Below are 13104 nucleotides of genomic sequence, written 5' to 3' on the forward strand. Positions count from 1 at the left end.
AACAAAGAAAGACCAATTCAGTTTTAATTACTGAATTGGTCTTTTTGTTATTCGAGCCAATTTGGCAGGTGGTACCATAACTAATCAGTGAAAGTTTCATATAAATCCGTAGTGATCAGAACTATGTAATAACGGGGAACATTTACTTTAAGGGTTGCAGCAAACAAAATTGGTAATTGCTAAAAGGAAGAAAATAAATACTGCAAGGCAAACACCACAAAGAGTTGTTAACAATGAGTACAGTTGATTTTGATTAATGAAATTCTGGTATTCTTAACTGAATGGCAAATTGAAAAAAGGTATAATAATGGGAAAAGGAGGAAGTCAAGATGAAACTTGATCAGGTTAGGGTAGCTCAATTAAGCGATCTTGAGGGAGTTGTGGCATTATATAAAACTGTATGTGATCATCAGTCATTAGATAAATACGGTGCTAAGTGGACCTGGGGAGAGTACCCGAGTGTCGATGGCTTACGTGACTTTATTCAACAAGCCACGGTAGTAGTTGGGATTAAGGATAACCAAATCATCGCAGCTGGGGTAATGACGACTGGAGAGGAATATCCTGATGTGGACTGGCCTACAAAGGCAAGTGAACAAGAAATTGGTATCTGGCATTTAATTGCAGTTCATCCAGATTATCGACGAACGGGAATTTCTCACCAGCTTTTAGATGGCCTGCTTGATGAAGCAAGGCGAGAAGGGAAAAAGGTAATTCACCTTGATGTCTTAGCTGATAATCTTCCTTCTGAAAAGCTTTATTCAAAAATTGGTTTTCGGATCATCAAAGAACTAATTATTCACTATGATGATATTGGAGATCAACAAGCTAAGGTAATGGAATATCAATTATAAGATAACCGTTCTCTAGTAGGAATTACTGCTAGGAAACGGTTATTTTTATTTGAAAGTAGACTGATGATTTTTAAGAGCACCACTAGCAAGTGATAAATAATCATTTTAATTTATTGAACAAAAGCGCTAAAATCCTCTATTTACACTGTTTTAATTACCAAAATTATGAAATATAAAATATAGTATTTATGGTAAAAACGCGAAACATTGGTTCAATAGATGAAAAATCTTTCATTACAGTTATTCGTAATTTAAGGAAAACTTTAGGCTTTTAATATCAAAAAAGTTTCAGTTATATTTATCAATTGAAAGACAAATAGAGTTACTGCTATAGCAATAAATTAGCTTCATAAATGGGAAAATTGTCTAACTTCTTACTCTTATTTTTTAACTGATTAATTTAAAAAATAAAAAATAATTGATAAATAAATTTGTCGCGACTACAATGATAATAGCATCAAACGATTATTTACGGAGGAAGTTGGTATTGTGAAAAATCGAAAGAGGATAAGCGATAAAGTTCTAGTCGGAACTGTGGCCGTTACTGGTGCCACCCTTCTTGGGGCTTCTACCTTAAACGCACAGGCTGATACTGTGCAACAGACAGTTAAGAATAATGATGTAAACGTTAACCCGCAGACGCCACAACAGGCTGCTCAACAACGTGTCGATACTGCTCAATAACAAGTTAACACTCAACAACAAGTTGTTAACTCTGGTGTTCAAACAGTTAATAGTGCTCAAAATACGGTTAAAGCTGACCAATCTGCAGTTAATGCTCAACAAGCAGTTGTAAATAGCGCTGCGGCTGAAGCAAATTCTGCTAGTGCGGCAGTTGAGTCTGCTGTAACAAGTGCCGCTCAAAGCCAGGGTAATGTTCAATCCGCTGCCAGTGCTGTCCAAGCAGCTAATAGTGCTGTTTCTGGTCAGCAACAAGTAGTAAATAGTAATAGTGCTCAGGTAAATAGCGATCAAAGTGCTGTTAGCTCTGCTAAGGAATTACAAGCAAGCGCAGAAGCACGGTTAAGTGACTACATTGTTGCTTCACAGGCTGCGGCAACTTCGGCCTTTAACTTTGCGTAGGAAAATGCACAGAAGGCAGTTAATGATCAACAAGAGGCTGTTAATGCTGCATCACAAGCTGTTAATACGGCTCAATCAGCAGTGCAAGCTCAACAAAATGCTGTTTCAATTGCTCAGCAAACAGCTTCACAGGCTGCTGCTCAAGTTGCTAAGGATGCTTCTGCTGTTGCTGATGCTCAACAACGTTTGGATGCATTGAAGAATAACGGTAGTAATGACAATGTCACCGCAACTGCTCAATTGCAATCAACAATTTCTCAATTACAAAAGCAATTGGCAAATGACAAGCAAGCGGCTCAAAATGCTCAACAGATGCTTGAATCTGCCCAACAGAATTATGATCATGCTACTGCTGCTCAAAAAGCAGCTGAAGAAAAGGTTAACCAAACTAAAGCTGCCTTAGCAAAGGCGCAACAAGCAGTGACTACTGCTCAGGCTAATGCTACTGCTGCTCAACAAAAGGTGGCTACTGCTAAGGCCGATGCACTGAAGGCTTTGGAAACTTACAACAATTACAAGAATGATAATGGTGTACCAACTGTTAAGACACCAAGTGATATTGTTCAACAGTACGAAAGCTACATTAACGGTAATCGTTACAATAGCCCACAGGTTAAGTCTGATTGTGCAGAAGGAATTGCCCTGAATGGTGGAGACCCTGCCAAGGGATTAATGGCAGCAGGGTGGACAAGTACTGATGGCGGTAAAACCTGGACTCCAATATTGAAGACCAACTACCAAGCAACTGATCAAGATAAGGCTGAGAAAGTTGATCCAAGAAACATGACTGCTGCTCAGCAAACCGAGATTACAAAGTTTGCTGCCCAGATTGTTAATAGCTTCCGTGATAGTTTCCAATCGACGGCTGCTGGTGCCGCTCACAGTTACGGCAAAGTTAAGGTTTCACCTTACGCCACTGAACTTGGTAACCAAGTAATTGACGGTGCTTATAACAATAGTGGTTGGAATAAGAGTAATAACGCAACTGGTTCACCACATAATGAAAATGGGATGGTTGCCGCTGCTAATAAGGCGGGTCTAAACACTGGCTTTGTGGGTGAAAACCTTTCAACCGGGTTATTACTTGACCCTGCTTCACTTCACCGGAACCTTATACAAAGCATGTCAATGGCTGATGTTAAGCAAAGTATCTACGCTGGAATTCTAGCAATGATCTACCAAGATGTTGAAAATTCAGCTGCTGCTCCCCTTTACTATGGATTCGGTGGTCACACAGAAGCATTTCTTAATGATCCAAAGGGAATGAACGGTATTTCCTATGATGATAACGGTAATCAGTACATGACCGTTACTATTGATAAAGATGGTTGGGTTCACTACAACTTCTTTGATGATGGTCGCGCTAGTCAAGCAGTAAAGAATAAGCTTGCTCAAGGGGCAATAACTCCTGAAAATGCTAGTGCTGCACAAATCAACAATGCTCACAACGATTACCTTCAAAAGGAAGGTGCAGTTACTACAGCTCAAAATGCCGCAACTGCTGCCCAAAACGGGGTAACAACAGCACAAGCTAATGTTGCTACCGCCCAAACTGCAGTTAATAATGCTACTGCTGCTCAACAAAAGGCTGCTAACGAAACTCTTAACCAGAAGGCTGTTATGGCAAATGCCCAAGCAGCAGTTAACTCAGCAAACGAAAATATTAATAATTTGCAAGCTAAGTTAGCTAAGGTTCAAGCAGATTTGAATGCTATTAACGGAAGTGTTCAAGATAAGGCTCGTCAATTAGCCCAAGCTCAAACAAACCTAGCTGCTGCTCAACAGAAGTTAAATGCTTCAAAGAATGTTCAAGCTAGTCGGGACGCTGCTGTTAACGAAGCCAACGCTAAGTTGAACCAGTTACAACAGAACGTTCAAGCAAAGCAAAACGACTTACAACAAGCCCAAAGCGAACTTCAAAATAAGAAGAATGAGTATTCTCAATTGAATAGTCAAATTCGGTTGGCTAAGGTCTTTGGTACATCCCTTGCCGCTGTTTCACCACAAAGCAACTACGAGAAGGCAATTAGTGATGCTAAGAAGGCAGTTGCTAGTGCCCAACAAAAGTTAAGCGATGATACTCAAGTTTACAAGGCAAGTCAGGCAAAGCTCCAAGAGTTAACTGCAACGGTTAGTCAACTTCAGACAATCTATGAAGCAGCTCTTTCAAATGCTAAGAAGTCTGACGCAGTTCAAAATGATGCAGCCGTTAAGAAAGCTAAGACTGCTCTAGCTGCTGCCCAGTTGAAGGTTCAAGTTGAAACTGGTAAATTAACGCAACTTAAAGGAACCTTGGATAAGGATCAGACAACCCTTGATGTTGCTAATGGTGACTTAACTAAGGCTCAAGAAAAGCTAAATAGTCTTCAAAACGAATTGAAGCGGGCTCAGATTACTCTCGATGGTTTGAGTCACCCATACATCCCTTCAACTCCTGCTGTTGAAGGAACTGATTCTGAAGGCGAAACTACTACGAGTTCAAAAGTTACTAGTGACGCTAATTCAGCTACTGACCAAACTGAAGCTAACTCAACAAGTAATGATAATGCTTCAACTTCTGAAGCTGCTAATGACGCTTCACAAAATGAAACTCAAGAAGCAAACGTCACGACTGAAGCTAATTACGAAGAAAACGATCAGCAGGTTCTTACTAACAAGGTTCAAAACCCAGGTAACTTGAACCGGGCCTCTGAAGAAGCATCTGTGAAGAGTGAAATTGCTGCTCAGATTGCAGCACGGAATGCTCACGCTGCTAATGACAACATGATGGCTGGCTTTGATGATCCGTACGACAATTACTACGACCTTCAACAAGAAGCTGCAAGTATTCCATCTGCTCCGCTTGAAGGGTATACTCGTCAACTTAGTGGTGGAAAGATCAACGCTAAACTTGAAGCTGCTATTAAGAGTGGTCAAATCAAGTTGCCTTCAAGCAACACTAAGTCTGAAGCAAAGAAGCAACCAAAAGTTAACAAGGATAGTCTTACAGCCATGACGGTAGTTGCTGCAGGAGCTGCTCTTGCTACTGGTGCTTCATTGAATAAGAAGCGGAAGAACAAGGTTGCTAAGAAGCTAGAAGATAATGAATAGTTAAAATTTGAGTTAAATTACTCAAGATAAAAAGAGTGAAGCTGAGAATTAAGTTTCTCGGTCTCACTCTTTTATAGTTTTATGATAAGTTATTAGGGAAGATAAATGAAAATTGAGGGATACGATGACAGAGAAAGCAACGATAAAAAATGCAATTTTAAATGGGTTATACGATCGAAATTATCAAGCCCACCAGCAATTTACACCAAAATTGATCGGAAATGAGGATGGCACAATTTGGGAAACGCTTCGTTATGAGTTAATGAATTGTAAGTCATTTACTTGGGCGGTGGCGTTTATCACCAGTGATATATTGACACCACTTAAAGTTATCTTGGCTGATCTGGCTCGTCAGGGGATTCAAGGAACACTCATTACCAGTGATTACCTTGGCTTCAATTCTCCACAGATGTTTGCGGAATTGCTTAAGATTCCTAATTTAAAGGTCATGCTTACTACGATTCCCGGCTTTCACACCAAGGGGTACTTTTTCACTCATGATGGATATTCGACAGCGTTAATCGGAAGTGCAAATTTTACCCGAGCAGCCTTGCTCCAAAACCATGAAACGATGCTGAAGGTAACTTCAAGCCAACATTCAACCTTATTTTCACAAGTTGCCACTGGGATAAGTCACCTTCAAAATGAAAGTCACCCGTTAACCGAAGAGTGGATTGCAAATTATGCTAAAAGTTGGCAGTCACCAAAAACGAGTAATGGTTCAAACCAAAGTAATCGGAAAATTATCCCAAATCAAATGCAACGGGCAGCTCTCATAGAACTTCAGGGCCTAATCGATCGGGGTGCACACCGGGGATTAGTAGTTTCGGCAACGGGGACCGGCAAAACCTACTTAGGAGTATTTGCTGTCAAGGAGAACCGGCCACAAAAATTTCTCTATGTTGTTCACCGGGAACAGGTTGCACGAAAAGCAATGCAGAGTTTTCAGCGGGTTATCGGTGGTTCGCAGGAAGACTTCGGCCTCATAAGCAGTCAACACCATGACTTTTCACCACGGTACCTTTTTGCAACGGTCCAAACATTAAGTCAGAAAAAGGTTCTTGAGGGACTCTCTCCTCAAATGTTTGACTTTATTTTAGTGGATGAAGCACACCGGGCAGCTGCTCCTAGTTATCAACGGTTAATGGATCATTTTAAGCCAAAGTTCTGGTTGGGGATGACGGCAACTCCAGACCGGATGGATAACCAGGATGTTTATGGGATCTTTGACTACCATATTGCTTACGAGATTCGCCTGCGAGATGCTTTGAACAACGACATGCTAGTTCCATTTCACTATGTGGGGGTTCAGGATTATGAAGCTAATGGTGAAGTGATTGATGAGACAACTAATCTAAAACGGTTAGTAGCTAGTGAACGGGTAAAGTATGTTTTAAGACAGTTAGAATACTATGGCTATTGTGGGCGGCAACCGCGAGGACTGGTCTTTTGCAGTCGGCAAGCAGAAGCACGTGAATTAGCGAAACAATTCACTGCTTTAGGGCATCCGGCAATTGCATTGACAAACCAAGATAGCAATTATCAACGTCAAGAAGCTGTAAAGCGACTGGAAAATGGTGAACTTGAATACCTGATTACCGTTGACCTATTTAACGAGGGAGTTGATATTCCGTCATTAAACCAAATTGTGATGCTGCGAAATACTGAATCACGGATTGTTTTCCTCCAACAACTAGGACGTGGATTACGGAAATACCCGGGGAAAGACTTTGTCACTGTGATTGATTTTATCGGTAATTATAAGCACAATTACATGATTCCGTTAGCGCTAAACGATGATTCGAGCCGGGATCAGGATCAAGCACGGCGTGAAGTCCAACTTCCACAAAACATTGGTGTTTCCACGATTAACTTTTCACGGGTTGCCAGCGAGCGCATTCTAACCTCGTTGGAGAAGACGAAGCTTGATTCAATGGCGGAACTTCGTCGAGCATACCATGAGTTGGAACAGCGATTAGGGCGAGCACCGCTATTAATAGACTTTCTTCAATCCGGTTCAGTGTCCCCCGTTGTTTTTGCCCGAAATAAGCTTCTTGATAATTACGGGAGCTTTTTGGTTAAAATGGGTGAAAAGGTAAAACTAAATCGGTACGAAAACCAAGTCTTGACATTTATTACGAAGGAACTTTTAAGCGGGAAACGAGCACACGAATTAATTCTTCTTTCACTATTGAAGGATCAAGACGTCACTAAGGAGCAGTTGATTAGTGCTTTAGAGCAAAACAACTGCTATGTTAATGCGGCAGTTTTGCGTTCCCTAACAGATGTTCTTAGTTTACGGTTCTTTGATGTAAAAGCCGGAAAGCAAACGAAGAAGCAACAGTATGGTGATCAGTCAATCATTGCGGTTAACCAGGGTATATACCAGTTGAATTCCCAAATTAAGGATTCGCTAAAACAGAATTCAGCTTTTCAGCGACTCTTTGTTGATGTGCTTGAAACTGGGTTAGCATTAAGCAAAAAATATGATCAACGTCAGCAATTCACCCTTTACCAGCAATATGATCGGAAGGACGTTTGTCGACTATTAAACTGGCCATTAGACGTTAGTGCTCCGATGTATGGCTATCGAGTTGCTGAAAGCGAGTGCCCGATTTTCATCACGTATCACAAGAAATCGCCAAAGCAACGGAATGCAATATATGATAACCAGCTTCAGGATGGTCAATCATTACGCTGGTATACTCGGTCACCGCGTCATCTATCCTCTGCTGAGGTACAGCGTTTGCTTGCAGGAGTTGATGAGGGTCACCAACGGGAGAAACTGCATCTTTTTGTTAAGCGGAGCGATGCCGTAGGAAAGCAATTTTACTACTTAGGAACCGCTAAGATTGATCCGGCTTCAGTGAGGGAAGAAATGCTTGGTGAAAAGAAAAAAGCGGCGGTGGGGATGAACCTTGTTTTAGAACATCCGCTACCTACCACGATGGCAAAAACATTATTTGAATGATGATTTTGTAGTTTAAAACGACAAAGAGACCGAGATAATTCTCGATCTCTCAAAGTAAGTAAGATAGGTAGTTATCGCTACCTGTTTTTAAGTTTATCATAATTGCTTTAATAAGCAAATTATTATTAGACAATCCTAACTAAAATGTTAAACAATCACATATTTAAAAGCGATTTCATCATGAGAATGCCAATGCTAGTCAATCAAAGCCGTTTGGATTAAAATATAAGAAGTTACGAATAAAAAGGTGATTAAGATGAAAACAGTAAAAATCGGGAACACAAATTGGCAGGTATCGAATATTGCATTAGGAACGATGCGGATGGGAAATTTGGCGGTTTCTAAAGTAGTTGATGCTTTACAAGCCGCTCATGAAGCTGGAATTAACTTTATTGATTCGGCAGATATCTATGGTAATGATCCAGAATTAGGAAGAGGTTCGTCAGAAATCCATTTTGGTGAGGCTTTGGCCCAGAGTGGCTTAACTCGAGCAGACTTCTTTATTCAGTCTAAAGTGGGACTGTTTGCCAATGCAGATAATCAAATTATCCGATATGATTCATCCAAATCTCATATCCTTAAGGCTGTAGACGGCATTCTCAGTCGGATGAAGGTGGATTACTTAGATTCCCTACTAATTCACCGTCCTGACCCGCTAATGGACCCTAGCGAGGTTGCTGAGGCGTTTGACGAGCTTCAGGCTGCAGGGAAGGTTCGTCATTTTGGCGTCTCCAATTTTAATCCTCAACAAATAGCCCTATTACAATCAGCAGCGGACCAACGATTATTGATCGATCAGCTTCAATTCGGCTTGAAGCACACGGGGATGATTGACTTTGGCCTACACACAAATATGACGGATGATGGGTCGGTTAACCATGACGGTGGTCTTCTTGATTACCTACGATTGAATAAAATGACTATCCAGACATGGTCGCCATTTCAGTATGGGACTTTTGCGGGAACATTTATTAACAATGAGCAATTTCCAAAATTAAATGCTGAATTAGCTAAGTTAGCTGATAAGTATAGCGTTAGCAAGAATGCCATTGCGGTAGCTTGGATTTTGAAGCACCCAGCCAATATGCAGGTCCTAATTGGGACAATGAATCCGCAACATATTCAAGATAGTGCAGCAGGAAGCGATATTACGCTGACTAACCAAGAGTGGTATGACTTATACCTTGCCGCAGGAAACACTTTGCCATAAAAGACTCATGAAAAACTACCAAACCTTTTATCGACGAATTACTAAGCCATTTGTTCAGCATCCCTGGCTAATTCGCAGTCTTCGCTGGTTAAATGGGGCAATTGTGGTAGGAATGTACGTTTCGTATATTTTATTATTGCTTTGGGTTGCCCTTTTTGCAGGTGGTATTAATGAGCTTCTTCCGTTAGTGTTCATTCCGGGAGTTGGTTTCGTTCTTCTATCGTTAATTCGGCATCATCTTAATTACCCGCGGCCATATGAGGAATGGCCGATTAAACCACTGATCCCGCGAAAAGGCAGTGGAGATTCTTTACCTAGTCGGCACGTGTTTTCAGCAACCGTAATCGCAATGAGTGTGATGAGTGTTTCACGAGTGTTAGGGTTAATCTTATTAGCTCTTGCGGTGATCTTAGCCATGGTCCGCGTGATTGGCGGAATTCATTATCCCCGAGATGTTATTGCCGGATTCTTCTGTGGCTTGGCGTGTGGCATAGTGCTAGTAATTTAAAGTTAATAACAAAAAATGAGGCAATGAACCAACTCGTGATTCTTTGCCTCATTTTCTTAATAATGAAACGTTATGAATAATTGCTTTATGCTCGGTTATTCATTATGTGGGCGCTTGTCGCAATAATCAGCCCTACAAAACTTACAGCAGCGATAACATTACTCATAATAGACATCATATTGAACAACTCCTTTTAACATAATTGTTTTTTCTTCTAACGGGATTCAACAACCCCTCCACAAAGTATATTAACATGTTTTGAAGCCCGTGATGATAATAATTAGATAAGCTTTTGCTAAGCAAATTTCTTAAAAATCAGTGGAATTTATTAACAAATTCTTAGTATTTGTTAGCGCTTACATGACGACCCTCTAATTTAGCGTGATCAGCTTAATTTTTTTAATTTAAGATTGGAAAAGCTATCGCCCAAAAAGAATAAATGTTAAATTTAATTATTGGTAACTGAATGGGCGGGTGAGAAAAATGACAAAACAAATGAAAGGAATTCTCCTTGCAGCTGGCGGCGCTTCGTTATGGGGTGGATCGGGAGCTGCAGCACAATACTTATTTGAACAAACGGGCATTACCACTTCATGGTTGGTGGCAGTGCGGTTGCTCTTGGCGGGAATTGTCTTAACAACAGTTAGTTTACTTAAGACGCCCCAACAAGTCCGCCGAATAGTCAGCAATCGCCGCCATTTAGTTTCGTTAATTGGTTTTGCTCTCTTGGGGATGCTTAACTCACAACTGACGTATTTTTTGGCAGTGAAATATAGTAATGCGCCGACAGCAACTGTAATTCAATACCTTCAACCAGTAATTATCATTATTTGGTTAGCTATTGCTCAGCGACAGTGGCCACGACGAATTGATTGCATCTCAATTATTATTGCGTTAATTGGAACTTTCTTGTTAGTTACTGGGGGTCATCTTGGAACGTTAGCGTTAACGCCAGCCGCAATTTTCTGGGGGCTTTGGTGTGCCGTGGCCGCTGCACTATACACCTTATTACCACGACCATTACTTGCAAAGTTCGATGCGTTAGCGGTTTGCGGACTAGCAATGCTTTTGAGCGGGATCGGGATGCTACCAGAAATTATCATTCATCGTTTGCCATCATTGAGCCTGATGGGGTGGCTCTTGGTTGCCTATATTGTTGTTTTTGGAACAATGTTTTCCTACACTATGTTCTTACAGAGTATGCGTTATATTAGTCCGGCCGTTACGGGAATTCTTAGTGCTTTTGAGCCACTTGTTGCGACATTTTTAGCAGTAACATTACTCGGAACAAGATTAACGGGGGCCGCAATTGTTGGTTCGTTATTAATCTTGTTAACTACTTTACTCCAATCGATTCCATCAAATTACTATCAGAGAATTTTCTTTCTTACTGGTAAGCATAAAACAAAAACTAAATAGTCAAAAATGGACCTGTACATTCAACTTTGGTGTGTCCCAGTTTAACTACTGGAACCACATAGTGAATGTTGAGGTCCAATTTTATTATTATCTTAGGATGTCAATGAGGTTTTTATTAGCGGCTTGTCGGGCGGGAAGAATTCCAAAAATTAATCCAACCGCTGCTGATGTTCCGAATGCGAGGAAGAAAGCATTCATCGAGATGTGGGCATGAATATGGATCCCCTGACCACCAATTGCATTTGATAACAATGGTGCCAATAAATGTGCTAATCCTGCTCCGCCAAGGAAACCAAGTAATCCTCCCGTCACCGTTAAAATTACCGCTTCAACTAAGAATTGCATCATAATGTTAAACGGTGTTGCGCCAACTGCCAAACGAATCCCAATTTCTTGGGTTCGTTCCGAAACCGAAATGTACATCATGTTCATTACCCCGATTCCGGCGATAAACAGTGAGATAGCAGCGATAAAGCTAATGAAGGTAGTAATAATCCTCATTTGTGAGGAGAATTGCTTCAAGGCCTTTTCCATATCAATGTATTCATAGGTCCCTTGATTTCTCGCTGGACCGTTTTTCTTTAAATACTTAGCAACTTTGCGTGAGATGCTGCTAGCATTGACTCCTTGGCTAAAAGTCAGTTTTAGAGTATTTCCCCGAGTAGCTCCTTCACCATGATAATATAGCGAATCTGGGACTAAGAGATCAGCACCATATGGGTTTTGATTACCATCACTTGTATATTGCCCCTGCGCTTTATATATTCCGATTATGTTATAGGTGACATCATTAACTGTTACCGTTGTTCCCAAAGCATTTTGGGCTGTACCGTATTGTTTTTTGGCAATCTTATCGCTCATTAAAGCACTTGCTTGGCCTACCGCTAAATTATTTTTGGTGAAATTTTTTCCGGCAATCAAGCGAATTTGGTGACTCGGCTTCTTCAAAAGACTGACGCTAGTATTTTTAGTGGTATCACCAATCTGCGCTTGTGCTGAGAAATTATCGTTTTCACGCTCAATTTTGATATTGTTAATCTCGCCACCAAATTGAGTTTTAATGTTATCTACTTCATTTTGGGTAAAGCCATAGGTGTTGGAAGTAATGTTGTCGGGATTAAAGGCAATTTCGGTTGTTTGCTGTCCTTGCTTAGCATTATTGCCGAATTTGTCGTACATTGTCTGGGTAATCCCATCCCCAATTCCCAGGATTGCGATCACAGCAGCGATTCCAATCATAATTCCGATAATCGTCAGAAAACTCCGCTTCTTATTTGCCCTTAACGATTGGATCGCTGTTTTAAATAATTCAATTACCTGCACGCTGGTTTTCCTCCTTACTATCACTGATTACCCGGCCATCAATGATTTTAATTACCCGCTCACACTGTTCAGCAACGTGAGGATCGTGAGTAACCATAATGATGGTCGTGCCTTCTTGCTGATTAAGGGATTTAAATAAGTTCATAATTTCTTGACTTGTTTCACTATCGAGGGCACCAGTCGGCTCGTCGGCAATCAAGAATTGGGGATGCGTTGAAATTGCCCGGGCGATCGAGACCCGTTGTTGCTGACCACCAGACATGTTTTTCGGTAATTGTTCTTCATAGCCTGCTAGGCCTACTTGTTTAAGCGTTTCAGAAACTCGGCCATTAATTTCTTTTCGGGATTTTCCCGCATATAGCAACGGTAATGCGACATTATCCGCAACCGTTGACTCTCGTAATAGCTTAAAATTCTGAAAAACAAAGCCAACATTCTGGTTCCGTAAACTGGAGAATTGCTTCCGGGTGTAATCGTGAATAGGGTGATCCTGGTAAAAGTAGGTTCCCTCAAAATCATCATCTAAGAACCCGATAATGTTAATGAGCGTTGATTTGCCCGACCCGGATTCACCAATAATGGCGACTAATTCGCCTTGGTCGATTTCAATATTAATATCATGCAAAACATGGAACCGTTGGCTGCC

Annotated in this window: 9 protein-coding genes; 7 read left to right on the plus strand and 2 right to left on the minus strand. The window is 41.0% G+C overall.

The features are described 5' to 3' along the window. Positions 1-329 precede the first annotated feature (329 nt). From HMPREF0549_RS07925 to HMPREF0549_RS07955, 7 genes are all read left to right on the plus strand, one after another. Positions 330-854 carry a GNAT family N-acetyltransferase gene (locus HMPREF0549_RS07925; protein ID WP_003717764.1) on the plus strand — a complete coding sequence of 175 codons (525 nt, stop codon included), beginning with the start codon at positions 330-332 and terminating at the stop codon, positions 852-854. A 489-nt stretch (positions 855-1343) separates the two neighbouring features. Further along, entirely contained in the window at positions 1344-1538 is a 195-nt protein-coding gene (locus HMPREF0549_RS07930; protein ID WP_003717765.1) for a hypothetical protein, read from the plus strand. Between the two features lie 480 nt (positions 1539-2018). Beyond that, positions 2019-5027, plus strand: a complete 3009-nt coding sequence (locus HMPREF0549_RS07935; protein WP_003717766.1) for an SEC10/PgrA surface exclusion domain-containing protein — start codon at positions 2019-2021, stop codon at positions 5025-5027. A gap of 124 nt (positions 5028-5151) precedes the next feature. Beyond that, positions 5152-7998 carry a DEAD/DEAH box helicase gene (locus tag HMPREF0549_RS07940; RefSeq protein ID WP_003717767.1) on the plus strand — a complete coding sequence of 949 codons (2847 nt, stop codon included), beginning with the start codon at positions 5152-5154 and terminating at the stop codon, positions 7996-7998. Positions 7999-8254: 256 nt separating this feature from the next. Beyond that, entirely contained in the window at positions 8255-9208 is a 954-nt protein-coding gene (locus HMPREF0549_RS07945) for an aldo/keto reductase (RefSeq protein ID WP_003717768.1), read from the plus strand. Positions 9209-9215: 7 nt separating this feature from the next. Next, complete coding sequence (locus HMPREF0549_RS07950; protein ID WP_003717769.1) at positions 9216-9716, plus strand: phosphatase PAP2 family protein; 501 nt, start codon at positions 9216-9218, stop codon at positions 9714-9716. 483 nt (positions 9717-10199) lie between these two features. Beyond that, positions 10200-11135, plus strand: coding sequence for a DMT family transporter (locus HMPREF0549_RS07955; protein ID WP_003717770.1), 936 nt, complete (start codon positions 10200-10202; stop codon positions 11133-11135). A gap of 87 nt (positions 11136-11222) precedes the next feature. On the opposite strand, the gene HMPREF0549_RS07960 is transcribed toward HMPREF0549_RS07955, so the two are convergent. Further along, the gene (locus HMPREF0549_RS07960) at positions 11223-12458 is read right to left on the minus strand and encodes an ABC transporter permease (protein ID WP_003717771.1); all 1236 of its coding nucleotides are present in this window, start codon (positions 12456-12458) and stop codon (positions 11223-11225) included. After that, positions 12445-13104: ABC transporter ATP-binding protein (locus HMPREF0549_RS07965; RefSeq protein ID WP_003717772.1), on the minus strand; the 660-nt coding region annotated here is incomplete at its 5' end. The genes HMPREF0549_RS07965 and HMPREF0549_RS07960, both read right to left, overlap by 14 nt.

This window comes from Limosilactobacillus vaginalis DSM 5837 = ATCC 49540 (genome assembly GCF_000159435.1).
Classification (GTDB): Bacteria; Bacillota; Bacilli; order Lactobacillales; family Lactobacillaceae; genus Limosilactobacillus; species Limosilactobacillus vaginalis.

Bases quoted from the DNA above. Each gene is read 5' to 3' on its own strand.
- HMPREF0549_RS07950 (WP_003717769.1), top strand. From the start codon at position 9,216: ATGAAAAACTACCAAACCTTTTATCGACGAATTACTAAGCCATTTGTT.
- HMPREF0549_RS07925 (WP_003717764.1), top strand. From the start codon at position 330: ATGAAACTTGATCAGGTTAGGGTAGCTCAATTAAGCGATCTTGAGGGA.
- HMPREF0549_RS07940 (WP_003717767.1), top strand. From the start codon at position 5,152: ATGACAGAGAAAGCAACGATAAAAAATGCAATTTTAAATGGGTTATAC.
- HMPREF0549_RS07955 (WP_003717770.1), top strand. From the start codon at position 10,200: ATGACAAAACAAATGAAAGGAATTCTCCTTGCAGCTGGCGGCGCTTCG.
- HMPREF0549_RS07945 (WP_003717768.1), top strand. From the start codon at position 8,255: ATGAAAACAGTAAAAATCGGGAACACAAATTGGCAGGTATCGAATATT.